Annotated in this window: 22 protein-coding genes and 1 riboswitch; of the genes, 18 read left to right on the top strand and 4 right to left on the bottom strand. The window is 66.7% G+C overall.

The annotated features are described in order from the left end of the window. Positions 1-122 precede the first annotated feature (122 nt). From DFO58_RS13560 to DFO58_RS13535, 6 genes are all read left to right on the top strand, one after another. Complete coding sequence (locus tag DFO58_RS13560) at positions 123-1,340, top strand: sarcosine oxidase subunit beta family protein (RefSeq protein WP_047120392.1); 1,218 nt, start codon at positions 123-125, stop codon at positions 1,338-1,340. An 11-nt stretch (positions 1,341-1,351) separates the two neighbouring features. Continuing rightward, positions 1,352-1,648 (top strand): sarcosine oxidase subunit delta, encoded by a 297-nt coding sequence (locus DFO58_RS13555; RefSeq protein ID WP_047120391.1) that lies wholly within the window; start codon positions 1,352-1,354, stop codon positions 1,646-1,648. Beyond that, on the top strand, positions 1,645-4,548 hold the full coding sequence (locus DFO58_RS13550; protein ID WP_120991390.1) for a sarcosine oxidase subunit alpha family protein: 2,904 nt from the start codon (positions 1,645-1,647) through the stop codon (positions 4,546-4,548). The genes DFO58_RS13555 and DFO58_RS13550 overlap by 4 nt, the downstream gene beginning before the upstream one ends. Then, positions 4,541-5,152 (top strand): sarcosine oxidase subunit gamma family protein, encoded by a 612-nt coding sequence (soxG, locus tag DFO58_RS13545; protein ID WP_047120389.1) that lies wholly within the window; start codon positions 4,541-4,543, stop codon positions 5,150-5,152. The genes DFO58_RS13550 and soxG overlap by 8 nt, the downstream gene beginning before the upstream one ends. Positions 5,153-5,492: 340 nt before the next feature. Then, positions 5,493-6,353, top strand: coding sequence for a formyltetrahydrofolate deformylase (gene purU / locus DFO58_RS13540; RefSeq protein WP_047120388.1), 861 nt, complete (start codon positions 5,493-5,495; stop codon positions 6,351-6,353). A gap of 73 nt (positions 6,354-6,426) precedes the next feature. Then, positions 6,427-7,536, top strand: coding sequence for a hypothetical protein (locus DFO58_RS13535; RefSeq protein WP_120991389.1), 1,110 nt, complete (start codon positions 6,427-6,429; stop codon positions 7,534-7,536). Here the strand turns inward: DFO58_RS13535 and DFO58_RS13530 are convergent. Together DFO58_RS13530 and DFO58_RS13525 are read right to left on the bottom strand one after the other, a co-directional pair. Then, positions 7,533-7,949, bottom strand: a complete 417-nt coding sequence (locus tag DFO58_RS13530; protein WP_120991388.1) for a DUF1801 domain-containing protein — start codon at positions 7,947-7,949, stop codon at positions 7,533-7,535. The genes DFO58_RS13535 and DFO58_RS13530 overlap by 4 nt on opposite strands. A 15-nt stretch (positions 7,950-7,964) precedes the next feature. Next, positions 7,965-9,290 (bottom strand): MFS transporter, encoded by a 1,326-nt coding sequence (locus DFO58_RS13525; protein ID WP_120991421.1) that lies wholly within the window; start codon positions 9,288-9,290, stop codon positions 7,965-7,967. 358 nt (positions 9,291-9,648) lie between these two features. Between DFO58_RS13525 and DFO58_RS13520 the strand changes: the two genes are divergently transcribed. From DFO58_RS13520 to DFO58_RS13505, 4 genes are all read left to right on the top strand, one after another. Then, the gene (locus DFO58_RS13520) at positions 9,649-9,990 is read left to right on the top strand and encodes a DUF1801 domain-containing protein (RefSeq protein ID WP_286163601.1); all 342 of its coding nucleotides are present in this window, start codon (positions 9,649-9,651) and stop codon (positions 9,988-9,990) included. A gap of 151 nt (positions 9,991-10,141) precedes the next feature. Continuing rightward, complete coding sequence (locus DFO58_RS13515; protein WP_120991387.1) at positions 10,142-11,758, top strand: AMP-binding protein; 1,617 nt, start codon at positions 10,142-10,144, stop codon at positions 11,756-11,758. Between the two features lie 123 nt (positions 11,759-11,881). Next, on the top strand, positions 11,882-13,312 hold the full coding sequence (locus DFO58_RS13510) for a glycosyltransferase family 2 protein (protein ID WP_120991386.1): 1,431 nt from the start codon (positions 11,882-11,884) through the stop codon (positions 13,310-13,312). Positions 13,313-13,314: 2 nt separating this feature from the next. Then, entirely contained in the window at positions 13,315-13,536 is a 222-nt protein-coding gene (locus DFO58_RS13505) for a hypothetical protein (RefSeq protein WP_231735878.1), read from the top strand. On the opposite strand, the gene DFO58_RS13500 is transcribed toward DFO58_RS13505, so the two are convergent. Further along, positions 13,498-14,193: an EAL domain-containing protein gene (locus DFO58_RS13500; RefSeq protein ID WP_047120382.1), complete on the bottom strand. Its 696-nt coding sequence runs from the start codon at positions 14,191-14,193 to the stop codon at positions 13,498-13,500. The genes DFO58_RS13505 and DFO58_RS13500 overlap by 39 nt on opposite strands. Before the next feature lie 140 nt (positions 14,194-14,333). Between DFO58_RS13500 and DFO58_RS13495 the strand changes: the two genes are divergently transcribed. Beyond that, positions 14,334-15,356, top strand: a complete 1,023-nt coding sequence (locus DFO58_RS13495; RefSeq protein ID WP_183043206.1) for a GGDEF domain-containing protein — start codon at positions 14,334-14,336, stop codon at positions 15,354-15,356. Here DFO58_RS13495 and DFO58_RS13490 read toward each other — a convergent pair. After that, on the bottom strand, positions 15,353-16,837 hold the full coding sequence (locus DFO58_RS13490; RefSeq protein WP_047120381.1) for a SulP family inorganic anion transporter: 1,485 nt from the start codon (positions 16,835-16,837) through the stop codon (positions 15,353-15,355). The two genes, DFO58_RS13495 and DFO58_RS13490, sit on opposite strands and share 4 nt — an antisense overlap. Positions 16,838-16,931: 94 nt before the next feature. Here DFO58_RS13490 and DFO58_RS13485 point away from each other — a divergent pair, with 94 nt between their 5' ends. From DFO58_RS13485 to DFO58_RS13455, 7 genes are all read left to right on the top strand, one after another. Next, positions 16,932-17,120 (top strand): hypothetical protein, encoded by a 189-nt coding sequence (locus DFO58_RS13485; RefSeq protein ID WP_047120380.1) that lies wholly within the window; start codon positions 16,932-16,934, stop codon positions 17,118-17,120. Positions 17,121-17,760: 640 nt separating this feature from the next. After that, positions 17,761-18,837, top strand: coding sequence for a sugar diacid recognition domain-containing protein (locus tag DFO58_RS13480; RefSeq protein ID WP_183043205.1), 1,077 nt, complete (start codon positions 17,761-17,763; stop codon positions 18,835-18,837). A 9-nt stretch (positions 18,838-18,846) separates the two neighbouring features. Continuing rightward, a complete protein-coding gene (locus DFO58_RS13475; RefSeq protein ID WP_047120378.1) occupies positions 18,847-20,013 on the top strand; it encodes a glycerate kinase in 1,167 nt (388 codons plus the stop codon). A gap of 108 nt (positions 20,014-20,121) precedes the next feature. After that, on the top strand, positions 20,122-20,955 hold the full coding sequence (locus tag DFO58_RS13470; protein WP_047120377.1) for an alpha/beta hydrolase: 834 nt from the start codon (positions 20,122-20,124) through the stop codon (positions 20,953-20,955). Between the two features lie 192 nt (positions 20,956-21,147). Then, a riboswitch (SAM riboswitch) is annotated at positions 21,148-21,238 on the top strand. Positions 21,239-21,289: 51 nt separating this feature from the next. After that, positions 21,290-22,495 carry an acyl-CoA dehydrogenase family protein gene (locus tag DFO58_RS13465; RefSeq protein WP_183043204.1) on the top strand — a complete coding sequence of 402 codons (1,206 nt, stop codon included), beginning with the start codon at positions 21,290-21,292 and terminating at the stop codon, positions 22,493-22,495. Positions 22,496-22,544: 49 nt separating this feature from the next. Next, positions 22,545-23,762: an acyl-CoA dehydrogenase family protein gene (locus tag DFO58_RS13460; protein WP_120991383.1), complete on the top strand. Its 1,218-nt coding sequence runs from the start codon at positions 22,545-22,547 to the stop codon at positions 23,760-23,762. 57 nt (positions 23,763-23,819) lie between these two features. Next, entirely contained in the window at positions 23,820-25,550 is a 1,731-nt protein-coding gene (locus DFO58_RS13455) for an HNH endonuclease signature motif containing protein (RefSeq protein WP_120991382.1), read from the top strand. The last annotated feature ends 89 nt before the right edge of the window (positions 25,551-25,639 follow it).

Here is a 25,639-nt window from a genome sequence, read left to right as displayed (position 1 = left end):
CAGACCCTGATTGCCGGGGCCGAGGGCAACACCGGGGTGTTGCCGGAGTTGAAGGCCCGGGTTCTGGAGCTGGCCGCAGCCCACCCACTGTACCCAAACCTGAAAAAGATCGGAGAATAGCCATGGCTGATTTGCTGCCTGAGCACCCGGAATTCCTCTGGGCCAACCCGGAGCCGAAGAAGTCCTATGATGTCGTCATCGTTGGCGGCGGCGGCCACGGCCTGGCCACCGCCTACTACCTGGCCAAGAACCACGGCATCACCAACGTCGCCGTCCTGGAAAAGGGCTGGCTGGCCGGCGGGAACATGGCCCGCAATACCACCATCATCCGCTCGAACTACCTTTGGGACGAATCCGCGGGCATCTACGAGAAGTCGCTGAAGCTGTGGGAGCAGCTGCCCGAGGAACTGGACTACGACTTCCTGTTCTCCCAGCGCGGCGTGCTGAACCTCGCCCACACCCTGGGAGATGTGCGCGAATCAGTGCGCCGCGTGGAGGCCAACAAGTTCAACGGAGTCGACGCCGAGTGGCTCACCCCGGAACAGGTCAAGGAAGTCTGCCCGATCATCAACATCGGCGACGACATCCGATACCCGGTCATGGGCGCCACCTACCAGCCGCGCGCCGGCATCGCCAAGCACGACCACGTGGCCTGGGCCTTCGCCCGCAAGGCCAACGAAATGGGCGTGGACATCATCCAGAACTGCGAAGTCACCGGCTTCCTGAAGGACGGCGAGAAGGTCACCGGCGTGAAGACCACGCGCGGCACCATCCACGCCGGCAAGGTCGCCCTGGCCGGTGCCGGGCACTCCTCGGTGCTGGCGGAACTGGCGGGCTTCGAACTGCCCATCCAGTCCCACCCGCTGCAGGCCCTGGTCTCCGAGCTGTTCGAACCGGTCCACCCGACGGTGGTCATGTCCAACCACATCCACGTCTACGTCTCCCAGGCCCACAAGGGCGAACTGGTCATGGGCGCGGGCATCGACAGCTACAACGGCTACGGCCAGCGCGGCGCGTTCCACGTGATCGAGGAACAGATGGCCGCCGCGGTGGAGCTGTTCCCGATCTTCGCCCGGGCGCACGTGCTGCGCACCTGGGGCGGCATCGTGGACACCACCATGGACGCCTCGCCAATCATTTCCAAGACGCCGATCCAGAACCTCTACGTCAACTGCGGCTGGGGTACCGGCGGCTTCAAGGGAACCCCGGGCGCCGGTTTCACCCTGGCGCACACCATTGCCAACGACGAGGCCCACGCGTTGAACGCACCGTTCAGCCTGGAACGTTTTGAAACCGGCCACCTGATCGACGAACACGGCGCAGCAGCCGTGGCCCACTAGGAGCAGCCACCATGATGCTGATTGAATGCCCGAACTGCGGGCCGCGCAACGAAACCGAATTCTCCTACGGCGGCCAGGCCCATGTGGCCTACCCCGAGGACCCGAACGCCCTGAGCGACAAGGAATGGTCCCGCTACCTGTTCTACCGCGAGAACTCCAAGGGGATCTTCGCCGAACGCTGGGTCCACTCCGGCGGGTGCCGCAAGTGGTTCAACGCCCTGCGAGATACCGCAACCTATGAATTCAAGGCCGTCTACCGGGCCGGGGAACCGCGTCCGGAACTGAACACCCAGGGAGGATCCCGATGAGCCAGAACACGTCCTACCGGCTGCCGGCCGAGCAGTCCCCGGCCGCCCGGATCGACCGCGGAGAAGCCCTGCTCCTGACGGTCGACGGAAAGCAGCTGGAAGCCTTCCGTGGCGACACCGTAGCCAGCGCCATGCTCGCCAACGGCCAGCGCGCCTGCGGCAACTCCATGTACCTGGACCGCCCGCGCGGTATCTTCTCCGCCGGCGTCGAGGAGCCCAACGCCCTGGTGACCGTGGCGGCCCGCCACGAGCAGGACATCAGCGAGTCGATGCTCGCCGCCACCACTGTTCCGGTGACCGCCAACCTCAGCGCCACGCTGCTGCGCGGCCTGGGCGTGCTGGACCCGAGCACCGATCCCGCCTACTACGACCACGTGCACGTGCACACCGACGTGCTGGTGGTAGGCGCCGGCCCCGCCGGCCTGGCCGCCGCCCGCGAGGCGTCCCGCTCCGGGGCCCGCGTGCTGCTGCTGGACGAGCGCGCCGAAGCCGGAGGCTCGCTGCGCGATGCCGCCGGCGAGCAGATCGACGGCCAGGATGCCGCAGCGTGGATCGATGCGACCGCCGCCGAGCTGGCAGCGGCCGAGGAAACCACCCACCTGCAGCGCACCACAGTGCTCGGCTCCTACGACGCGAACTACGTGGTCGCCGTGCAGCGTCGCACCGTGCACCTGGATAGGCCTTCCGGCGCCGGCGTCTCGCGTGAACGCATCTGGCACATCCGCGCCAACCAGGTGGTGCTGGCCACCGGCGCCCACGAGCGCCCGATCGTGTTCGAGAACAACGACCGCCCGGGCATCATGCTCGCCGGCGCCGTGCGCAGCTACCTGAACCGCTACGGCGTGCGCGCGGGGGCACAGATCGTCGTGGCTACCACCAACGACTCCGCCTACCCGCTGGTTGCGGACCTCGCCGCCAGCGGTGGAGTGGTCGCCGTCATCGATGCCCGTACCACGGTGTCCGCCGCGGCGGCGGAAGCAGTGGGCGCCGGGGTTCGTGTCATCACTGGCTCCGTCGTCGTGGACACCGAAGCCAACGAGTCAGGCGAACTGTCGGCAGTGATCGTCGCCGAGCTGGGCGAGGACCGCGAACTGGGCGCGCCGCAGCGCTTCGAGGTCGACGTGCTGGCCGTGGCCGGCGGCTTCAACCCGGTGGTGCACCTGCACTCACAGCGCCAGGGCAAGCTGGTGTGGGACACCTCGATCCACGCCTTCGTCCCTGACGCGGCAGTGGCCAACCAGCACCTGGCCGGCGCGCTGACCGGCCTGTTCGACACCGCCAGCGCGCTGTCCACCGGCGCCGCGGTGGGGGCCGCGGCGGCCACCGCCGCGGGCTTCGAGCGCATCGCCCAGGTGCCGCAGGCGCTGCCGGTGCCGGCCGGGGAAACCCGCCCGGTTTGGCTGGTGCCCTCGCTGAACGGCGACCAGGCAACGAACTACACCACCCACTTCGTCGACCTGCAGCGCGACCAGACCGTCTCCGACGTGCTGCGTGCCACCGGCGCAGGCCTGGAATCGGTGGAGCATATCAAGCGGTACACCTCGATCTCCACCGCCAACGACCAGGGCAAGACCTCTGGCGTCGCGGCCATCGGCGTGATCGCCGCGGTGCTGGGCATCGAGAACCCGGCCGAGATCGGCACCACCACTTTCCGCGCCCCGTACACCCCGGTCGCCTTCGCCGCCCTGGCCGGCCGGACCCGCGGTGAGCTGCTGGACCCGGCGCGCATCACCCCGATGCACTCCTGGCACCTGGCGCAGGGCGCGAAGTTCGAGGACGTGGGCCAGTGGAAGCGTGCCTGGTACTACCCGCAGGACGGGGAGGACATGGACGCTGCGGTCTACCGCGAATGCGCAGCGGTGCGCGAGTCGGTCGGCATGCTCGACGCCACCACTCTGGGCAAGATCGAGATCCGCGGCGCGGATGCAGCCGAGTTCCTGAACCGCATCTACACCAACGGCTACACCAAGCTGAAGGTCGGCATGGCCCGCTACGGCGTGATGTGCAAGGCCGACGGCATGGTCTTCGACGACGGCGTGACCCTGCGCCTGGCCGAGGACCGCTTCCTGATGCACACCACCACCGGCGGCGCCGCCGGCGTGCTGGACTGGCTGGAGGAATGGCTGCAGACCGAATGGCCGGAGCTGGATGTCACCTGCACCTCGGTGACCGAGCAGCTGGCCACCGTGGCGGTGGTCGGTCCGCGGTCGCGCGATGTCATCGGCAAGCTGGTCACCGGGCTGGACGTCTCCAACGACGCGTTCAAGTTCATGTCATTCCAGGACGTGACCCTGGACTCGGGCATCGAGGCGCGAATCAGCCGCATCTCCTTCTCCGGCGAACTGGCCTACGAGATCGCGATCCCGTCCTGGCACGGCCTGCGCGTCTGGGAGGACGTGTACGCCGCCGGGCAGGAATTCAACATCACCCCGTACGGCACCGAAACCATGCACGTGCTGCGCGCCGAAAAGGGCTTCATCATCGTCGGACAGGACACCGACGGCACGGTGACCCCGCAGGACGCCGGCATGGAATGGGTGGTCTCCAAGCTCAAGGACTTTGTGGGCAAGCGCTCCTTCTCGCGGGAAGACAACCTGCGCGAGGACCGCAAGCACCTGGTCTCGGTGCTGCCGGTGGACACCGCGCTGCGGCTGCCGGAAGGCGCCGCCTTGGTGGCTGCCGATGCGCTGGCCGCAGACGGGATTACCCCGATGGAGGGCTGGGTCACCAGCTCGTACAACTCACCGGCGCTGGGCCGCACCTTCGGCCTGGCACTGATCAAGAACGGGCGCAATCGCCTTGGTGAAGTGCTCAAGACCCCGGTCAACGGCCAGCTGGTCGATGTCCTCGTCTCCGATCTCGTACTTTTCGACCCGGAAGGGAGCCGCCGCGATGGCTAGCAACACCTTGATTGAATCAACCTCCGTGCGCCGTTCCCCGGCCGAGCACCTGGCCGAAGCCATGGCCCAGGGCTCCACCGCCGGCACGGTCCAGCTGCGGGAAATCGCCTTCGCCACCCAGGTCGGCGTGCGCGCGGTGCCTGGCAGCGGCGGATTCGCCGCGCTGGCAGAAGCCGTCGGCACCGGGCTGCCGCAGCAGGTCGGGGAGGTCGCAGGCTCCGTGGAGGGCACCGCGGTGCTCTGGCTCGGACCGGACGAGTTCCTGGCCATCGCGCCGGAAGGCGCGGAACTTGCCGCAGAGCTGGTTGCGGCGCTAGGGGACGAGCCCGGCCAGGTGGTCGACCTGTCGGCCAACCGCAGTGTGCTTGAACTGTCCGGACCGGCCGCGCCGCTGGTGCTGCGCAAGAGCTGCCCGGCGGACCTGCACCCGCGCGCCTTCGGCGTCAACCGCGCCATCACCACCACGCTGGCGAACATCCCGGTGCTGCTGTGGCGCACCGGCGAGCAGTCCTGGTACATCCTGCCGCGCGCCTCGTTCACCGAGCACACCGTGCACTGGCTGATCGACGCGATGAGCGAATTCGCCTCGGAGCCGGTCGCCTAGCGCGGCGTAGTCCTCCATTCCGGGCGCTGGCTGGTTTGCGGCCTGACCGGTTCCCGCCACGTCCAGTGCCGGGAACCGGTCGGTGGCGACCGGCGCCGGCGTTGCTCAGCCGGGATGGGCTGCGCCTCGCCGCCGCATTGGGAGGTCCGGCGGCGGAGCGTTGAGCGGTCCCTGCCCGGCGGGTTGATGGTTCCCGCCGGGCACCGGGGCTTCACCGGTTCAGCCCGCCGAGGGGGGAGTAGCCTGGGAGCACCCCGGGCGAAGAAACCAGACACAAACTTTTTCGCGGAGCACGCCCCGAGTGCGTGTTCCGCCCCAGACACCTGAATGGAAGTGGATCATGAGCGAACAGGTTCGGCACGTCTTGACCCTTCAGTGCCCCGAAGGCATCGGCATCGTGCACGCGGTGACCGGATTCCTGGTCCGGCACCAGCGCACCATCGTGGAGCTCAAGCAGTACGACGACATGAGCGCCGGACGCCTGTTCCTGCGCGTGGATTTCGCCGGCGACTCCGCCCCGGATCTGTTGGACGCCCTGCGCAGCGAGTTCTCCGAGGTCGCCGCGAAATTCGACATGGACTGGCAGCTGCGCGAGCGCGGCCAGAAGACCAAGGTGCTGATCATGGTCTCCAAGTTCGAGCACTGCCTGCAGGACCTGCTTTTCCGCATGCACTCGGGGGACCTGCCCATCGAGGTGGTCGGGGTTGCTTCCAACCACCCGGACCACCGCTCGCTGGTGGAATGGTACGGAATCGGCTTCCACCACATCCCGATCAGCAAGGACACCAAGCCGCGGGCCGAGGCCGCGCTGCTTGAACTGATCGATCAGACCGGCGCCGAGCTGGTGGTGCTGGCCCGCTACATGCAGGTGCTCTCCGACCATCTGGCCAGCGAGCTGACCGGCAAGACCATCAACATCCACCATTCGTTCCTGCCATCTTTCAAGGGCGCCAAGCCCTACCACCAGGCGTGGGAACGCGGCGTGAAAACCGTGGGCGCCACCGCGCACTACGTGAATTCGGAACTCGACGAAGGTCCGATCATCGCCCAGCAGGTGGTGGAGGTGGACCACACCTACGGCCCGCAGGATCTGGTGGCCGCCGGCCGCGACTCGGAATGCAAGGCGTTGTCCAACGCGGTGCGCTGGCATTGCGAGGGACGGGTGTTCCTCTACGGCAACCGCACGGTGGTGCTGCGCTAGCGTCCGGGTCGCAGGAGGTCAGCCGTTGCCCGTAGGCTTAATGGCAAACCTCCACACAAGCGAAGGACGGCTCATGGCCAGCAAGAAGCGTCAAGGCAAAAAGAACTCCGGCGCAGGAAACCCTGCCAAGGCGGCCCAGCGCGGCCGCAGCGTGCACAAGATCCAGGCCGAGCTGTCGGTTGACGCGCTGCGCGGCCAGTACGTCGCCTGGGTTGCCGCCCAGGTTCCTGCCTTCTCTCCGGCGGACGCAGCCCAGGCCGCAGAGATCCAGCTGGATGTCATCCGCACCATCGGCGGGGAATACGCTGAAACCGCGCGCAGCTCCAACCTGTTCGACCTGGACCCGGAGCTCTTCGGCCAGGTTCTGGCCGACTTCCTGGTCAACCTGCCGGACAACGTGGCGCCCGAGCCGATCTTCTCCACCTGGCTGGACTTCTTCAGCTTCGCCGAGGACACCAGCCTGTGGCAGGGCGGCGCGGAGAATCTCGAGGAAGTGCGCGAGATGCTGGAAGACGCCCTGGACGGCTTCGCTGAAGGCGATGCGGAAATCTGCGCCCTGCTGCGCGCCACCCCGCTCTTCGACGCCGTGAAGAACTTCGCGGTGGCCATCGGCGACGGCATCGCGACCAACGACTTCACCGATTCCGCCAGCTCCTCGCGGGCCCAGGTCTTCGAGGCCATGGGCATCGACGCGCAGTCCGTGGAAGCCGACGCCCCGGCCCCGCTGCGCTTCAACTACATCTGGAACGCGGCGATGATGTCCGTGGTGACCACCACCGAAACCAGCATCGTGCGCGACGAGGAAGCCTTCGCCGAATTCCTGGACGGCGAGCAGGCCGACAGCGCCCAGCTGCTCTTCGAGATGGCCGTCGCCTGCGTGCAGGCGCACCTGAACCCGACCATGGACAGCAGCCTGCGCGACGAGGCCCACTACCTGGTGGTGCGCAACCTCCTGGTCACCGCGTCCACCGGACGCGACGGGGACCTGGAAGGCCTGCGCCGCAATGTCGGCGCGAAGATCTACGATTCGGTGCTGCCAGAGGCCACCGAGGCGATGGCCTCGCTGGCAGGTTTCGGCCTGCTGCAGCGCGACGGGGAAACCTACAGCATCGACGAACGCCTGGTCCCGGTGGTTTCCGCCGGCATCAGCGAGGTGGAAGCCTTCTTCGAGGAGGCCGTCTAGTCATCCCCGCGTGAAAACGCGATCGCGATGAGCCGGCGCAGCACCGACTCGTCGATGTCCTCCAGCTTCTTCACGTAGACGCAGCCTGCTCCCTCGGTATACGTGCCGAGTTCCGGGAGCAGCGCTGCGCCTGCGGGCAGGTCCTTGAGCCCGTAGATGGACAGCGCCGTTTTGCGCGGCGAGAACCCGGTCTTCGGCCAGATGCCGGTGGTGCGCGCGTTGGCGGGGGAGACGTACCGGTACTGGCCGTAGCCCACGATCGACGGTCCCCACATCACCGGGTCGGCCCCGGTGGTTTCGGCGAAGATCCGGGCCAGCTGCTCGCCGTCGGTCCGTCGTTTGGCCGGGGTGGCGGCTGCGAGGAACTCCTCGACGCTGGCATCGGTGGGCTGGGTCTTGGGTGCACTGGCCATGGCGGGCTCCTGGTTCTAGCTGGCTTCGGCGGCCGGCGTCGGCTCGTCCGAAAGGAAGATGGCGGACAGCTTGCGGTACTGCCCGGTGGTCATCGCCAGCAGCGCGGCCAGGATCATGACCAGGCCGCCGACCAGGAAGATCAGCGCGATCCCGCGCGCCTGCCCCTGGCCGACCAGCCAGCCGAAGGCGGCGTCGCCCTCGGCGCTTTTCATGAACGGGATGATCAGGTACTGGGCCAGCGGGGCGACCAGGAACGCGGTGATCGGGGCCGCGGAGGCCTCCATCATCTGGGCGAAGCCGAACACGCGGCCCTGCCGCCGGAACGGCACGACCTTCTGGATCACTGTCTGCTCGGCCGCCTCGCAGGCAGGAATCAGGCACATGTACAGCCAGATGCCCACGATATACAGCCACACCCATTCGCGCACCGTGAAGACCGCGCCCAGGAAGCCCATGCAGGCGACCAGGACCATCAGCGTGCGGATCGGGTTCCTGCCCAGTCCGAACTTGGCCACCAGCGCGCCGCCGACGATGAAGCCGGTCGAGGCCAGACCGAAGGTGATGCCCCAGGCCTCCACCGACATCACGGTCAGCCCGTAGGGATCCATCAGCGCCATGTAGATGCCGCCGATCAGGTTGTTGAACATCGAGAAGATGATCAGCGCCAGCAGCCCCGGGATCGCCATCACCGTGGTGAAGCCCAGCCGCAGGTGCGCGGTCTTCCCGCCCGAAACCTCGGGGTCGGCCTGCGGCTTGTCCTCAGGGATGGAGATGGTGACCAGATGCAGCATCGTCAGCACCACCAGCGCGATGGAGATGACCAGCGTCCAGCCCATGCCCAGCAAGCCGATCGACAGCCCGGAGAACACGCTGGTGACGATGAACGCCAGCCCCTGCACGGTGCCGACCAGGCCGTTGGCGTTCGCGTGCCGTTCCACCGGGATCAGCAGCGTCACCGTGGTGGACAACGCGATGCCCCGCATCTGCTCCACGATGGCGCCGAGCAGGATCACGATGCAGAACAGCCAGAATTCCCAGCCGCCGATGTCCAGGATTCGCTCGGTGGGCAGCCACAGGTAGAGCAGCCCCGCCAGCGTGAACATCACCGCGGTCACGGCGGCGGAAAAGACGAATACGATTTTCTTGCGGTGCTGGTCCACGATGGTGCCGAAAACCATGGAGAACAGCGCAATCAGCAGCATGAAGGCGCCGCCGATGATGCCGGTGGCCATGACGTTCTCGGTTTCCAGGTACACCCAGAAGGTCAGCGCGAACCACAGGTAGCTCGTGGTCAGGTTGGCCACGGCGGTATTGATCAGGATATGCAGGAATGAGCGCATTCCATGCTCCGGAACCTGCGGGTTCGAATCATGAACATCGCTTCCCTGCGGGATCTCGCTCATGTCGATTCCTCGGGTCGGTGCAGCGTATATCGGTAGTGAAAAGGATACGGACACCCACCCACAGAGTCAGCAGGCGCTGCGCGAATCCCTGCCTGCTCCAACGGTTGCCGCAACCTGTCTGATCCTGTGCTGACCTGTACGGCAGGAAGCGGCAGTTGGCCGCTGTCGGCGAATTCAGACGCGAAAAAAAATTCTTCTGCATGCCGCCGGAGGCAGGACCTAGAATTGCAGGCGGGGCGTGGCGCATCTAAGCCTGCCCCGTGGACATCCACCGGCCACCTGAAGGAGCCAGCCAATGATTTTCGGTAAAAAGGGCGACGACGCGGTCCTCGCCAAGCTCGCCTCGGCACCGGAACCCTACCGCGGGATCGCCGAACGCCTTCACGCCATCATCCGCGAGACCGCGCCCGGCCTGGAGCCCGTCGTCCGCTGGGGCCTGCCGTTCTATGTCAAGGACGGCAAGGACGTCTGCTACATCAAGCCGGACAAGGACTACCTGGTCTTCGGCTTCGGCGAGGTGGTGAACCCCGCCTTCGAACAGGGCGCACACATGCACCCAGTAGCTTGGACGCTCACCTCGCTGGACGATGCCACGGAGCAGCGCATCCGGGAGCTGGTGGCCAAGGCGGCCGGCTAGCTCCGACCCCGATGACGGGAAGCGTCGGTGGACAGGCACAGGGTCCGCCGCTGCTTGGTTGGACACGGGCCGCGCGTTAGGGTGTGGAATGTGACGCCGGACACCACGGCGCCGCTGCCGCCCATCCGCTGAAGACCCAGGGAGTACACGCATGAAGGCCTATGCCAAGGGCGAGAACGAACCAGCGCTGCTCGATAAGACCATCGGCGCGACGCTTCAGGACACCGCTTCCCGCTTCGGGGCGCGCGAGGCGCTTGTCGACGCCGCCGCCGGCCGGCGCTGGACCTGGGCGGAACTGGACGCCGACGTCAACCGCCTGGCCAAGGGGCTGCTCGCCGCCGGGCTGCACGCGGGGGACCGGCTGGGCATCTGGGCGCCGAACTGCGCCGAATGGGTGCTCACCCAGTTCGCCACCGCCAAGCTCGGCGTCATCCTGGTCAACGTCAACCCGGCCTACCGCACCCACGAATACGCCTATGCCGTGAACCACAGCCGGATGCGCATGCTCATCACGCTCACTCAGTTCAAGACCAGCGACTACCGGGGCATGGTGCAGGCCACCGCGGCCGACACCCCGAGCCTCGAGCGCGTGGTCTACCTGGACACCGGGGACTGGGACGAGCTGCTGGCGCAGGGAGAATCCGTAACGGACCAGGCGCTCGCCGAGCGGCTGGCAGCCACCTCACCGGGGGACGCCATTAACATCCAGTACACCTCCGGCACCACCGGCTACCCCAAGGGTGCGGTGCTCAGCCACCACAACATCCTGAACAACGGCTACCAGGTCACCGGCATGATCGACCTGACCGAAGAAGACCGGCTGTGCATTCCGGTGCCCTTCTACCACTGCTTCGGCATGGTCATGGGAAACCTGGGCTGCGTGGCCCGAGGCACCGCCATGGTCATTCCGGCGCCCGGCTTCGACCCGGAAGCCACCTTGAGGGTGGTCGCCGAGGAGCAGTGCACGGGCCTGTACGGGGTACCCACCATGTTCATCGCCATGCAGAACCATCCGAACTTCGCCGACTACGACCTCTCGCTGCTGCGCACCGGCATCATGGCCGGATCCATCTGCCCGGTTCAGGTCATGCGCCGCTGCGTGGAAGACATGGGCATAAGCGCGGTGTCCATCGCCTACGGCATGACCGAGACCAGCCCCGTCTCCTGCCAGACGCGCAGCGACGACGATTTCGAGCACCGCACCAGCACCATCGGCCGCGTCCATCCGCACGTGGAAATCAAGGTCATCGATCCGGTGAGCGGCGAGACTCTGGAACGCGGCGAAACCGGGGAATACTGCACCCGCGGCTACTCCGTGATGCTCGGCTACTGGGACGACGATGAGAAAACCCGCGCCGCCATCGACGCCGAGGGCTGGATGCACACCGGGGACCTGGCGGTCATGCGCGAGGATGGCTACTGCACCATCGTCGGGCGCATCAAGGACATGGTCATCCGCGGCGGGGAGAACATCTACCCGGCGGAGATCGAGGAATTTCTCTACAAGCACCCGGACATCGAGGACGTCTCGGTCATCGGAGTGCCGGACCCGAAATTCGGCGAGGCCATCTGCGCCTGCATCCGGATGAAAACCGGGCGCGAACCGTTGGATGTCGAGCAGCTTCGCGCCTACTGCGAAGGGCATCTGGCGCACTACAAGATCCCCGCCTACGTGCGCATCCTGGAGGAATTCCCGACCACCGTGACCGGCAAGATCCGCAAGAACCAGTTGCGCGAGGACGCCGCGCAGCAGCTTCGTCTTTCCTAGGCGCGCAAAGCTGCGGATTCCCGGTGCACCGCACGGCGAGTCCTGTACGAACTCCGAGGTGATGGGATAGGTTTTAGCTGGGGTCCCACAGCTGAATATTTTGCCTATTTCCGAAAGATAGTTATGCACAAGCATTTCGGTCGCCTCGTGGGTATCGCCGTCATCGTCATCGTCGTGCTGGCAGCGCTGCTGCTCTGGTGGGTGCTGAGCGCCAGCGGGACGACTCCGCAGATGTGGCACCCGGTCAAGGTGCAGCTCGGCGGCATCTGGTCCACGTTCTACAGCACCCAGTTGCCCGACCTGTCGATCCTCATTGGCGCGGTGCTCATCGCCCTGGTCCTCATCCTGTTCGTCGTGGTCGGCGAACGCGTGGTCACCCTGCGCTACCGCCGCACCCCGATCCAGAAGTCCTCCCGGCCGCTGGCGCCCAAGCGCATCATGGACCGCACCCGCGGCGTGTACGCCGGGCCGGTTACCGTCACCGTGCTGATTCCCGCGCACAATGAGGAAGCCTCGCTGGGGCACACCATCAACGCGCTGAAGCAGCAGAGCTTCCTGCCCGCCCGGATCCTGGTGGTCGCGGACAACTGCACCGACGGCACCGTGGACGTCGCCCGAGCGCACGGCGTCGACGTGTTCGAATCCGTGGACAACAAGCACAAGAAAGGTGGCGCGCTGAACCAGGCGCTGGCGCAGATCCTGCCCGGCATGGGCGACAACGACTGCGTCATGGTCATGGATGCCGACAGCCAGATCGGCACCGACTTCCTGGCCACCGCCCGCGACCGCTTCACCGCCGACCGCGCGCTGATGTCCGTGGGCGGGCTGTTCCACGGCGAAGAGGGCCACGGGGTGCTGGGCCAGTTCCAGCGCAACGAATACGCCCGCTACCAGCGCGAGATCGCCCGCCGCGACGGCCGCGTTTTCGTGCTCACCGGGACCGCCTCGGTCTTCCGCGCCACCGCGCTGCGCGAGGTGGCCGCCGCCCGCGGCACCACGATCCCGGGCAAGCATGGCGAGGTCTACGACACCGCGGCGCTGACCGAGGACAACGAGCTGACCATCGCGCTGAAGTCCCTGGGCGCGCTGATCACCTCCCCGAACGAGTGCACCGTGGTCACCGAGCTGATGCCCAACTGGAAGATGCTCTGGGCGCAGCGCCTGCGCTGGCAGCGCGGGGCGCTGGAGAACCTGGGCGCCTACGGAGTCACCCCGCAGACCGTGCGCTACTGGTCGCAGCAGATCGGCATCGGCTACGGGGTCATCGCCCTGTTCAGCTACTTCTTCCTGATGGTGCTGATGCTTGTTTCCATGGACACCTGGGTGTGGTTCCCGTTCTGGATGCTGCTCGGCCTGGTCTTCGCGGTTGAACGCGTGGTCACCGCCTGGAGCGGCGGCTGGAAGGCCCGGCTCCTGGCGGCGCTGGTGCTGCCGGAGCTGGTCTACGACGCCTTCCTGGACCTGGCGTTCCTCAAGGGCGTTTGGGACATCGCATTTGCCAAGAGCGCCGACTGGAAGCACGTCGAGCACGCACCGGCCCGAAAGGAAGCCTAGTCATGATGGAATTAGCGATGTATGTCCCGCGAGGCATACTGCTTCCCGAGTCGGTGCTCTACGCGCAGTGGTTCAGCGTGCTGGCGTCGTTCGTCGCGATCAACACGGTGATCTACCTGATCCTGGGCATCACCAAGATCCTGCCGCCGATCCGCTTCGGCGGCTCCAGGGGGCGCGAGCGGCGCTCAGAAACCCGGAGTATCGATCCCGACGCGCCGGTTTAAATCGCGCATGGCATCTGCAAGCTCCGCGGCGGGCAGGCCCCGGCTGTAGTAGAACCCCTGGGCGTAGCTGAAGCCCAGCCGGTCGACCAGCTCGATGTGCTCCGGGGTCTCGATGCCCTCGGCCAGGGTCCGGGCCCCGGTCTCCCGGGCGGCCTCCAGCAGGTTGGCGACCATGCCGCGTACCTCGGCGGAGGACTCGTAGTTGATGATCATGCTGCGATCCAGCTTCACGATGTCGGGATGCAGGCATTCGATGCGCTCGCGGTTCGCGTAGGCGACGCCCGCGTCGTCGATCAGCAGCAGGCACCCGAGGGTATCGGCGTACTGCCGGGCGCGGCCGGAGCTGCAGGGCTCGGATTCCTCATTCAGCTCCAGCCCCCAAACCAACCGCCCATCAAGCTTCATCGCGGAAGCGGCGAAGGCCTCGATGGTCGGGCCCGAGGCATTGAGCGTGACCAGGTACTCGTCTGGCAGCTGGCGGCTGGCGTCGAGGATTCCCTGGATGGCCTCCAGCTCCAGCTCGACGATCCGGCCCTCGGCGCGGGCTTCGCTGAAATGCTCTTGAGGGCCGCGGCCGTCGTCGAATCGGGTCAGTGCCTCGAAACCCAGTAGAGTTTTGTTTCGAAGATCAATGAGGGGCTGGAAAACGAACTTCACTATTTGCCTAACGGGTGAGGGACCGTACGTTGCGTCTGGCCAAGGTCAGCCGGAGCTTACGCCCGAAGCAGATTTTACACATCCGGCCGATCCGATGCGGTCCGTTTTTGAACAATTTGTAGACAATGGGGTGGCGGGGCTTGGAAAAACAGGTAGAGCGCCGAAGTCAGGCGGGTATTTCATGGCGCTCCAGGCTGCTTCCTGCGCGAGTCCGCGCCATCACCAGTATGGAGATCGCGGTGACCGGCATGGTCGCCTGCTTCCTGTCCGTCTTCTACGGCCTGAACCTGTTCAGGACCTTCCCTTCGGAAGCGCTGCAGGTGGTGGCCGTAGGGCGGTTTGTCGGGGCCCTGGGTGTCGCGACGCTGGTGGTGATCCTGCGCGACGCGTTCCCGCTGTGGCTCGCCTATCTCGGCGCCGTGGCGGAACTGACGGCCTTCGTTTACTTTGTGGGTTTCACCGTCGACCACGAGCAGTTCGTCTTCAGGCTCCAGGAATTCCCGCTGATCGCGCTGTACATGGCGTGGCTCTTCCCTTCGGTGATCTCCCGGATGACCATTTATCCCATCCTCGTCTTCACCCTCACCTATTCGCTGCTGTTCGGCCCGGCGGTGGGCACCGAGCACCAGAACGGCCTGCTTAACGTCCTGAGCCTGGTGTTCTTCACCGTGGTCGGCATGTTTGTCGGCAGCTTCGTGAAACGCAAATTCAAGCAGCAGACGGAAATCGACGTGCTCACCGGCGCCTACAACCGCCGGGCGCTGGGCCGGATGGGCGATGCCGCCCTGGCCCAGGGGCGCCGGCAGAACCAGCCGGTCAGCGTCGCGTTGGTGGACATGGACGGCTTCAAGCAGATCAACGATCAGTTCGGCCACGCGGCCGGCGACGAGGTGCTGCGCGGGCTGGTCCGGCACTTGAAGCGCGCGACCCGCAAGAACGATGTGATCACCCGGCTGGGCGGCGACGAATTCGTGCTCCTGCTGCCCCAGACCGGATTCGACCAAGCCCAGCAGCTCATGGAACGCGTCCACGAATCCTCCGAGCACAGCTGGAGTTTTGGTGTGGCCACCGCGGAACCGGACGACAACCTGAGCATGGTCATCCTGCGCGCGGACCGCGCCATGTATATCTCCAAGCGCGAGCGGGCGGAGCAGCGCGACTAATCCAGGTTGCCGCTGAGCCGGTCGCGGAACCTGGCGCTGGGCTCGTTCAGCCCGCGGACCTCGACGCTCTTGCCGTAGCTGGCGTACTTGGCGGCTACGGAATCCAGCGCGGCCACGGTCGAGGCGTCCCATACGTGCGAGGCGCCCAGGTCGATCACTACCTGCTGCGGATCCTGCGCGTAGTCGAACTGCGTGTACAGGTCGTTGGACGAGGCGAAAAACAATTCCCCGGTCACCGTGTAGATAGCGGTGTCCCCGTCCACCCTGCGGTCGACCGTCACAAAATGCGCCACCCGGTTGGCGAACAGCACCATTGCCGTGAGGATGCCGGCGCCCACCCCGATGGCCAGGTTGCTGGTCGCCACGGTCAGCACCACGGTGACGAGCATGACGAAGGTTTCGCTCTTGGGCATCATCCGCAGCGTGGAAGGCCGTATGCTGTGCCAGTTGAAAGTCGCGGCGGAGACCACCACCATCACCGCGACCAGCGCGGCCATGGGGATCTGCGCCACCACGTCGCCGAACGCCACCGCCAGCACCAGCATGAACACCCCCGCGAACAGCGTGGAAATGCGCGTGCGCCCGCCGGAAACCTTCACCCCGATCATGGTCTGGCCGATCATCGCACAGCCGCAGATCCCGCCGAAGAAGCCGGTCACCACGTTGGCGGCCCCCTGCGCCCAGGACTCGCGCGTCTTGTTCGACGGCGTGTCGGTGATGTCGTCGACAAGCTTCGCCGTCAGCAGCGACTCCAGCAGGCCGACGAACGCCACCGCCACCGCGAACGGCGCGATGATCCGCAGGGTTTCCATGTCGATCGGGACAGAGGGCAGCGTGAAGACCGGCAGCGACTCGGGCAGTTCGCCCTGGTCGCCCACCGTGGGCACCGTGATCTTCGCGAACACCGTCACCGCCGTGAGCACCGCAATGGCGATCAGCGGCGCCGGAACCGCGTTGGTCAGCTTCGGGAACAGGTACACGATCGCGATCCCGACTGCCACCAGTGGATACACGGCCCACGGCACATCGACCAGCTCGGGCATCTGTGCCAGGAAGATCGAGATGGCCAGGCCGTTCACGAAGCCGATCATCACCTGCCGCGGTATGAACCGCAGCAGCTTGGCCACGCCCAGCGCGGCCAGCAGGATCTGGATGATTCCGGCCAGGATCACGGCCGGGAACAGGTACTCCACGCCGTGGGTCCTCACCAATGGAGCGACCACCAAGGCCACCGCTCCAGCCGCCGCGGTAATCATTGCCGGCCGTCCGCCAGTGAAGGCGATGACAACTGACATGGTGAACGAGGCGAAAATGCCGACCCGCGGATCCACCCCGGCGATCACGGTGAACGCGATGACCTCCGGAATCAGCGCCAGCGAGACCACCAGCCCGGCGAGCAGCTCGGTTTTCAGCAATCGGGGAGACTTGAGGGTTCGCCACACCGACTGCCGTTCTAAGGGGGTCAATGCCGCCGTTGCCATGGTGGACCTGTTCTTTGGCTCGCCGAATTCCGTACCTATGTATTCTAGTTGCCCGGCAGGTTCCAGCACTGCGCTTGGCTGTTAGATTACTGCCATGGCCATATTGAAGGATCCCACCAAACGCACCATCAATATCTGTGAAGCCGCGGGGAAGCAGCGGTACCGCACTAACGCGATCGCGCTCAAGGCCGCGCTGAGGCATTCCACGGTAGCTGGCAAGCAGCTGGGCACCTACGCATGCGAACAGTGCAAAGGCTGGCATATCGAAGGCCAGGGCGGTTAAAGAAAAGTTCCCGTTGGGAGGAAATCCAACGGGAACTTCACGATCATCACTCGCACCTTTATGAGGTACTTCAATTCTAGGAATGCACCCTGTGCCGGAGCTTTGGAATTCCGAGCCGCTAGCTAAGCATTTCTGCGGTGTCCACGCAGCTGGCCGGACGTTAAACTCAAAACCCCCACCGAAATCATTTCGTTGGAGGGTTCTCGATCATCACTCGCACCTTTTGAGTTACCTTCACTGCACTTCCGGTTCCTATGCCGGGCCTGGACACCATCTGGAGAATGCCGGCGCATCGGTGATGCGGCGCTCGAAGGTTTCTTAAAAATACTGGCTCCGTTGCCGTGCGCAACGGAGCCAGACTTACATCATCACTCGCACCTTTGAGGAAGGTAACTTCCATTTTAGGGAGCAAGGCTATGCCTCGGCTTTGCCCGAGCCCGGCGCAGGCAAAGAGTCTGCATCAGCCATGGGACGCAGGAAAGTGAAAACTCCCGCCGGCTGAAGCCGGCGGGAGTTTACGATCATCACTCGCACCTCAAGGAGGTGTGTACGACATTACTGCCCGACTCTGTGCAGAAGCTTGGCTCAGCCTCCACGTTGTCAAAAGACGCGTGGTCAGATGGTGGGTAGACTACCAAGCATGGCGCAGAAGGCAACAGGAAAACTCACCCACACGGTGGCGCTGCGTGTTGTCCAAACCATCGCCCCGCGCGTCGACTACCCGCTGAACATCATGGACGAGCGCGGGATCATCATCGCTTCGTCCGACCCTAAACGGTTGGGGAACCCGCATCCGGACGCGCTCAGGGCCCTGTCGGAGAACCGCACAATTGTCACCGCCCAGGCCGACCCGGTGTCCGGGCAGCTGCCGGGCGTCAACGTGCCACTTTATGCGGACGGCATCGTGCAGGGTGTCGTGGGGGTGACAGGGGCACCGCAGGAGGTTGCGTCGCTGGCCCAGCTGATTTCGCTGACCGTGCAGCTGCTGCTTACCCAGCACGAGGAGCATGTCCGAAGCACGGTGCGCGCCACCCAGATTAGTGACATGCTCTCCGGACTTGTGTCGGGATCCGCGAGCGACGAAGCCTTGGCTGAGCAGCTCGAGCAGCTGGGCTTGAGCGCGCCATGGTCGCTGAGCCTGCTGCTCGACGAGGACGGGCCTGAGCAGTACGAAGCAGCATTGACGATTAACAATGCCCGATGGGTGCTGTCCTCCGGTCCAATCGAGGATCCTGCTTCTGCCCGCGCGATCCTCGGGCCCCCTCGGACACAGCCCAGCGACCTTCTGGTCGACGCCGAGAACCTGCGGACCCTGGGCGCGGTGCCCGCGCTGGTTCCGGCTGCCGGACTTCGCGAGCTCTGGAACGAGGACATGGCGCTGTCGGCGGCCAGAGCACCGGAAGCGTACTGCCGTTCGCTGGCCCGGCGCACGGCCCAGATCAGTGCGGAGCATGCGTTCACGCTGCTGGCGCTGGCCGCCAGTTCGACGCAGTCCGAAGCCATCGCAAGGCTCACGGTCCACCGCAATACGCTGATCCAACGAATGGACCGGATCAAGCAGGTCACCGGCAGCGACCCGCGGGTTCCCGGCGAGCTGATGGCCTTGCTCAACTCCATCTACGCCCGGGTCCGGCTGGGCGAAATGCACATATTCCAGTATTCGAAGCAGCTGAAGTATGGGCTTCGGCCTATAGGACTTGTGGAGGAATCTCCATAGGGTTAATGCATGACCTCAACACCGAACTCTTCGCCGGCCACTGGGTTGCAAATCGCCGTGGTGCCGGATTCCTTCAAAGGCAGCGCTCGCGCCAGCGAGGTCGCCGAAGCCATCAGGACCGGATTCCTCGCAGGTGCCGGCAGCCTGGGCCGTGAAATCTCCGTGACCGCGGTGCCCTTCGCCGACGGAGGCGAGGGAACCCTGGAAGCGCTGATCGACGCGTGGGGCACCGAACCGGTTCCGGTGCAAACCGCTGATGCCTTAGGCAGACCGGTGCAATCACGGCTGGGGCTGTCTGCCGACGGGAAGATCGCGGTGGTCGAAGCAGCCGAAGCAGCCGGCCTGCCGCAGGTCGCCGATGCGCCGCGCCAGCCGCTGTCGGCCACCACCTACGGGCTCGGCGCGCTGGTATCCAAGGCGCTGGACCTCGGGGCCGAGCAAATCATCCTCTGCCTGGGCGGCTCCGCGACCACCGACGGCGGCACCGGTTTGCTTTCCGCTCTGGGCGCCAAGTTCCTCGACGCCGACGGCAACCAGCTGCAATCGGGAGGCGGCCCGTTGAACGAGCTACACAGCATCGATGTCAGCGGGCTGGATCCGCGCGCCGCCGGGGTAGTGTGGCAGATCGCTTGCGATGTCACCAACCCGCTATTGGGCGAGAACGGCGCCGCAGCGATCTTCGGGCCGCAAAAGGGTGCTTCCCTGAAGGATGTCGCAACCCTCGACGCCGGGCTGGGCCGGCTGGCCGATGTGCTGGAAACCGCCACCGGCCGGGTGCTGCGCGACCGAGAAGGCATGGGCGCCGCCGGAGGCCTGGCCTTCAGCCTGGGCAGCTACTTCGCGGTCGACCTGGTCCCCGGGTGGGAGCTGGTCGCCCGGGTGCTGGACGCCCACCGCATCATGGGCGGCGCGGATCTGGTCATCACCGGCGAGGGCCGGCTGGACTCGCAGTCCCTGCAGGGCAAGGTGGTATCCGGGGTACTGCAGGCCGCCGGGGGAGACGTTATCGTGATCGCCGGATCGGTCAGCCTGGAAGACCAGGTTTTGGCCGACGCCGGAATCCTCGCGGCCTACTCGATCGCTCCGGGCCCGGCGAGTTTGGCCGAGCTGTCCGCCGACGCGCTGAAGCTGCTGGAGCGCACCGCGTTCAGCGTCGCACGGACCTACCTGCGCTGAAGCGCTCGCTGTCGCTTTGCGCAAAACCCTTGCCACCGTCGAGGACCGATGCCTAGCGTGGGAGGCAGCGCGGCAACCGCCGCGACCTTCGTCGGAGAAAGGGCCAGCATGGCAACCGTGAAAGTCGGAGAAGAGAACACCACCGATATCGAGCTGTACTACGAGGACCACGGCTCCGGGCAGCCGGTGGTGCTGATCCACGGCTACCCGCTGGACGGATCCTCCTGGGAGCTGCAGACCGCGACGCTGCTCGGCGCCGGCTACCGCGTCATCACCTACGACCGCCGCGGCTTCGGCAAGAGCTCCAAGGCGGCCGTCGGCTACGACTACGACACCTTCGCCGCCGACCTGCACACGCTGCTGGAAACGCTTGACGTGAAGGACGCAGTGCTGGTGGGCTTCTCCATGGGCACCGGCGAGGTAGCCCGCTACCTTTCCACCTACGGCTCGGCCCGCGTCGCGAAGGCCGCCTTCCTCGGCTCGCTGGAACCGTTCATCCTGCAGACCGATGACAACCCCGAGGGTGTGCCGCAGGATGCGCTGGACCCGATGGCCGAGGCCGCCAAAACCGACCGCTACGCGTTCTTCAGCAGCTTCTTCGAGAACTTCTTCAACACCGAGACCTTCCTGGGCAACCGGCTGAGCGAAGAGGCGCTGGCCGCGAACAAGGCCCTGGCCTATGCCGCCTCGCCCTACGCCTCGGTCGCGGCCCAGTACACCTGGACCACCGACTTCCGCGCCGACATCCCGAAGATCGACGTGCCCGCGCTGATCGTGCACGGCACCGCCGACCGGATCCTGCCCGTGGACGTCACCGGCCGGCGCTTCGCCGAGGCGCTGCCCGCCGCCGAGTACCACGAGGTGGATGGCGCCCCGCACGGGCTGCTGTGGACCCACGCCAAGGAGGTCAACGACCTGCTGCTCGGCTTCCTCTCCCGCTAGCCGCAGGGCCCGCCGGGCCCGGGCACTGCGTGCGCCAATATGACGTCGTGCGACGGCTGGATGCTGCCGCGCGCCGTCGCGATCTGGGCCCGGCGCGGGTTCCAAACTCCCAATATGACGCAGTTTTGCGGTGCGTTCCGCCGCGTGACGGGGCGGTTCCCTCCGGCTTCGGCGGCGTGCTTGAATCGGTGCACACCATCCAGAGCGGCTGAGAGACCTGGCTCCGCGACGCCGCAGCAAGCCTGTAATCCGCAGGGAGTGCTAACGCCAGGTTCGATGGAGCCCGGGCCGCGTCCCGGTATCCCTCGGAAGTCCAATTCCAAGGAGCCCGATCATGACCGTCACCGCATTGCCCCGCGTCCCGTACACCGGCACCGCCAGCCAGGCCGAACTGGAGCGCTGGCGCGCCGTCGCCCGCCAGGTTGCCGGCACCCTGGCCGCCGACGCGCTGGCCCGCGACCGCGCCAACAAGCAGCCCTTCGCCGAGGTGCAGCTGCTGCGCGAGGCAGGGTTGCTGGAATTGCTGGTCCCGGCCGAGTTCGGCGGCGCCGGCGGGCACTTCGAGACTGCCTTCGAGGTCATCCGCATCCTGGCCGCCGCCGACGGGTCGATCTCCCAGCTGCTGGCCTACCACTACATCAACCAGTCGGGCATCGCCTTCTACGCCCCGGCCGAGGCGCAGGCCGACTGGTGGCGGCGCACCGTGGCGGGAAGCTGGCTGTGGGGCGACTCGGTCAACCCGGTGGACCCGAACCTGGTGCTGACCCGCGAGGGCGATGGCTACCGGCTGAACGGGGCCAAGCGCTTCTCCACCGGCTCCGGGGTGGGCGAGGTCATCGTCGTCAACGCGGAGGTCGAAGGCAGCGGCGAGCTGCTGGCCTTCGTGGTCCCGCGCGAGGCCGAAGGACTGCGCATCGTCGACGACTGGGACTATCTGGGCCAGCGGCTGAGCGCCTCGAACTCGCTGGTGTACCGCAACGTGCGCATCGAGCCGTCCGACGTGCTGGGCCCGGTCACCGACGAGCCGGTGGCCACCCTGCTCACCCCGGGCATCCAGCTGGCCTTCGCGAACTTCTACCTGGGCATCGCGGAGGGCGCGCTGGCGCGGGGCCGGCAGATCCTGCTGGGGCGCACCAACGCCTGGTTCCTCTCGCAGGCCGAAACCTATTCGCAGGACGTCGTCTTCCAGCGCACCGTGGGGGAGCTGAAGGCCCGCACTGCCGCGGTGGCCGCGCTGGCGGAGAAGCTGGGCCGCCGCTTCGATCAGGTGCTGGGCGGGGCAGTCAGCCAGCCGCAGCGCGCCGAGTTGGCGGTGGCGATCGCGGAGCTGAAGGTCGTGGCCAGCGAGGCCGGCGTGGAGGTCGCCAACCGCATCTTCGAGGTCACCGGATCCTCCTCCACCAAGAGCGACGTCGGGCTTGACCTGTTCTGGCGCAACGTGCGCACGCACTCGCTGCACGACCCGGTGGACTACAAGAAGATCGAGGTCGGCGCCTACTTCCTGCGCGGCGAATCGCAGCCGCTCTCGCTGTACACCTAGACACTGGACGCCTACGCCACCCTGCCTGCAACACCGATTGGAACACCAGATGACTGTCCTGTCCACATCTCGCCTGGCCTGGCTGCGTGAACGCTTCGCCCCGCACTTCCAGGCCATCGCCGACGGCGCCGCCGACCGCGACCGCACCGGCGAACTGCCCTACCGCGAGGTCGCCGACCTCGCCGCCGCCGGTTTCGGCGCGATCCGCGTGCCCGTCTCCCACGGCGGCGCCGGCGCCACCCTGCCCGAGCTGTTCGAACTGCTCACCGACCTGGCCGCCGCCGACTCCAACATCGCCCAGGCGCTGCGCGCGCACTTCGCGTTCGTGGAGGACCGGCTGGTCGCCGCCCCGGGTCCGGCGCGCGATACCTGGCTGGCCCGCTTCGCCGCCGGCCAGCTGGTCGGCAACTCCTGGACCGAGGTCGGAGCGGTGACAGTGGGCGAGGTGGCCACCAAGGTCAGCCCGGACGGTTCCGGCGGCTTCACGATCACCGGCGCCAAGTACTACTCCACCGGATCGATCTTCGCCGACTGGCTTGACACCTACGCGCAGCGCACCGACACCGGAACCCGCGTCATCGCCGCGGTCTCCCGGCACCAGCCGGGCGTGGAGCTGGCCGAGGACTGGGACGGCTTCGGCCAGCGCACCACCGGCACCGGCACCTCCACCTTCACCGGCGCGGCGGTGGAGGAGCTGATCGAGTTCGACACCCGCTTCAAGTACCAGACCGCGTTCTACCAGCAGGTGCTGCTGGCGGTGCTCGCCGGCTCCGCCAAGGCCGCCGAACGCGAGTTCGCCGCGCAGCTGGCGGCCCGCAAGCGCACCTTCAGCCACGCCGCGGCCAACATCGCCGGGCAGGATCCGCAGCTGCTACAGGTCATCGGCGAGGTCTCCGCCGCCGCCTTCGCCGCCGCGGCCACCGTCGAGCGCGTCTCGAACGCGCTGCAGGGCGCCTACGAGTCGGCGCTCGCGCTGCACTCCGGCGGCTCGATCCAGGAGGACGAGGCCGCCAACGACGCGGCCGAGCTCGCCTCCGCCCAGGGGCAGGTGGTGCTGACCCCGCTGGTGCTCACCGCGCTCACCCACGCCTTCGACGCGCTGGCCGCCTCCGCCACCAGCGTGTCCAAGAACCTCGACCGCCACTGGCGCAACGCCCGCACCGCCGGCAACCACAATCCGTGGGTGTTCAAGGCGCGGCTGATCGGCGACCTCGCGGTCAACGGCACGCAGCTGCCGCGCGTCTGGGCGATCGGCGCCTCGAAGTAATCCACAATCCGCAGCTGCGGCGGCCGGCCCTCCCGGCGCCCGCCGCACGCTGGGGACATGCAGACCTCCACAAGCACCGAAGCGGTCGGGAAACTGGCCGAGGCCCGCAGCCTCATCGCAGCGGCCTGGGCGGACGTGGCCGACGCGGACCTCCCCGCCGGCCACGCCGCCTACTTCGCGCTGCTTGTCGAACAGCTGGGCCAGGAGTTCGCCCGCGCCCAGCTCTTCGCCGCCGACCTGCTGCGCCGCACCGGCGCCCACCAGCTGGACGCCGACTCCTTTCAGGCCATCGCCGACGCCGGCGAGCACCCCTCCGCCGAGGACCTCGCCCGCGCTGCCGGGCGCACCACCATGGGCCGCACCCCCTACAAGAACACCGCCGGGCTGCTGCACAACTGGCTGGGCATCCCGCTGGGCACCGCCCGCGACCGCCTGGCCCAGACCGACTGCCTCATCGCCCAGGTCACCACCGCCGGGCACCGCGCCGCGCCGCTGCTGCCCCAGTTGGCCGCCGAATTCACCGCCCCGCGCTCCGACCCGCGTCTGGTGCTTTCCGCCTCCCGGCTGATCCACGGCGCCCAGAAGGACTTCGGCCCCGGCCCCGCCGGGCAGAAAGCGCGCGCCAACATCCAGGCGGAGGCCGTCGCGCTGATCCGCGAACAGCCCGCAACCGCCCGCAAGCACGTCGCCGACCTGATCCACCAGCTCAAGTCCGGCAAGCGGCCGCTGGGCGCGCTGCTCTCCGAGATCGGCTTGTTCAAGCTCGGCTGCCGCAAGGGGCTGGAACACTACCTGCTGCGGGTGCTGCCCTCGCAGGCCGAAGTGGTCGACGCGCACTTGCGCAAGGTGGACAACCCCAAAACCGAGACCGGCAACCGCGAAGAACTCCACCGCCAGGCCGCCGAGGACCTGGCCGCTGAAAACGGCGACCCCGCCCCGCCGGACTGGGACGATTCCGAGACCATGCCGGATTGGGCGCAGGACCCCAAGGAAGCCGACGACGCGGCCGCTGAAGAGCCGGACCACGAAGATCTGGATACAGACGGCACTGATCATGAAGGCTTCGACGTCGACAGAGAACCCGCCGAGGACATACCGCCGGCAGACCCTGAAGCCGCCGAGCTGCTGGTTCCCTTCGAGGACATGCGGCCCGAGCTGCGCCACCTGATGGGCCTGCTTGCGACGCTAAGATCCGCCGGAACCGGCAAACGCCGAGGCTCTGCCACCGAGGTCGGCATCATCATCGACTACGACAAGATGGTCGAAACGGGGCAGGACTTCGCGGTGACCATCACGGGCAAGCCGATTTCCGCAGGCGAAGCCAGGGCCGCGGTCTGCAATGCCGGCATCTACCCGGTGGTGCTGAACGGGCGAGACCGGATCCTCAACCTCGGCCGCTCGCAGCGGCTGTTTTCCAAGAGCCAGGCCAAGGCCCTGCGCACCGCACGACGCGGCTGCGCCTTCCCGGGGTGCACCATGCCCGCCGAACGCTGCGAACTCGACCACTTGGACGCATGGGAAAAGGGAGGCCGGACGGACATCGACCGCGGCGACCTCTACTGCACGGTGCACCACATCGGGCGCCACTGCGGCTTGTTCCATGCAGTCAAGGTCGAAGGCAGCAGGCCCATGGTGCTGCTGCCCAAGAGCGTGGACCCCGAGCAGCGGCTTCACATCAACACGCACTTCCTCACGCCTGCCGAGTCGAAACGCGCCTTGGCCTGGGCCGCCGAAGCGACCCAGCTCTGGAAAGCCGGCAAGCTGGAAGTGACCATCGCCGAGGCCTGAGCACACCCCGGGCGATCGAAACCGCGAGCCGTAAAATGGCCGGGTTCAAAGCTTGTTTTCGGGCGTACAGTGAAAGAGCGGGGATTCGG

The organism is Arthrobacter sp. AG1021, from assembly GCF_003633665.1.
In the GTDB taxonomy this organism is placed as follows: domain Bacteria; phylum Actinomycetota; class Actinomycetes; order Actinomycetales; family Micrococcaceae; genus Glutamicibacter; species Glutamicibacter soli.
Note: the sequence above shows the minus strand (reverse complement) of the source record. Positions and strands in the feature narration are given on the sequence as shown.

Coding starts and splice junctions, on each gene's coding strand:
- DFO58_RS13555 (WP_047120391.1), top strand. CDS start 1,352: ATGATGCTGATTGAATGCCCGAACTGCGGGCCGCGCAACGAAACCGAA.
- DFO58_RS13515 (WP_120991387.1), top strand. CDS start 10,142: ATGAAGGCCTATGCCAAGGGCGAGAACGAACCAGCGCTGCTCGATAAG.
- DFO58_RS13535 (WP_120991389.1), top strand. CDS start 6,427: ATGGCCAGCAAGAAGCGTCAAGGCAAAAAGAACTCCGGCGCAGGAAAC.
- DFO58_RS13480 (WP_183043205.1), top strand. CDS start 17,761: ATGGCGCAGAAGGCAACAGGAAAACTCACCCACACGGTGGCGCTGCGT.
- DFO58_RS13470 (WP_047120377.1), top strand. CDS start 20,122: ATGGCAACCGTGAAAGTCGGAGAAGAGAACACCACCGATATCGAGCTG.
- DFO58_RS13525 (WP_120991421.1), bottom strand. CDS start 9,290: ATGCGCTCATTCCTGCATATCCTGATCAATACCGCCGTGGCCAACCTG.
- purU (WP_047120388.1), top strand. CDS start 5,493: ATGAGCGAACAGGTTCGGCACGTCTTGACCCTTCAGTGCCCCGAAGGC.
- DFO58_RS13520 (WP_286163601.1), top strand. CDS start 9,649: ATGATTTTCGGTAAAAAGGGCGACGACGCGGTCCTCGCCAAGCTCGCC.
- DFO58_RS13465 (WP_183043204.1), top strand. CDS start 21,290: ATGACCGTCACCGCATTGCCCCGCGTCCCGTACACCGGCACCGCCAGC.
- DFO58_RS13510 (WP_120991386.1), top strand. CDS start 11,882: ATGCACAAGCATTTCGGTCGCCTCGTGGGTATCGCCGTCATCGTCATC.
- soxG (WP_047120389.1), top strand. CDS start 4,541: ATGGCTAGCAACACCTTGATTGAATCAACCTCCGTGCGCCGTTCCCCG.
- DFO58_RS13490 (WP_047120381.1), bottom strand. CDS start 16,837: ATGGCAACGGCGGCATTGACCCCCTTAGAACGGCAGTCGGTGTGGCGA.
- DFO58_RS13475 (WP_047120378.1), top strand. CDS start 18,847: ATGACCTCAACACCGAACTCTTCGCCGGCCACTGGGTTGCAAATCGCC.
- DFO58_RS13460 (WP_120991383.1), top strand. CDS start 22,545: ATGACTGTCCTGTCCACATCTCGCCTGGCCTGGCTGCGTGAACGCTTC.
- DFO58_RS13455 (WP_120991382.1), top strand. CDS start 23,820: ATGCAGACCTCCACAAGCACCGAAGCGGTCGGGAAACTGGCCGAGGCC.
- DFO58_RS13560 (WP_047120392.1), top strand. CDS start 123: ATGGCTGATTTGCTGCCTGAGCACCCGGAATTCCTCTGGGCCAACCCG.
- DFO58_RS13530 (WP_120991388.1), bottom strand. CDS start 7,949: ATGGCCAGTGCACCCAAGACCCAGCCCACCGATGCCAGCGTCGAGGAG.
- DFO58_RS13485 (WP_047120380.1), top strand. CDS start 16,932: ATGGCCATATTGAAGGATCCCACCAAACGCACCATCAATATCTGTGAA.
- DFO58_RS13505 (WP_231735878.1), top strand. CDS start 13,315: ATGATGGAATTAGCGATGTATGTCCCGCGAGGCATACTGCTTCCCGAG.
- DFO58_RS13550 (WP_120991390.1), top strand. CDS start 1,645: ATGAGCCAGAACACGTCCTACCGGCTGCCGGCCGAGCAGTCCCCGGCC.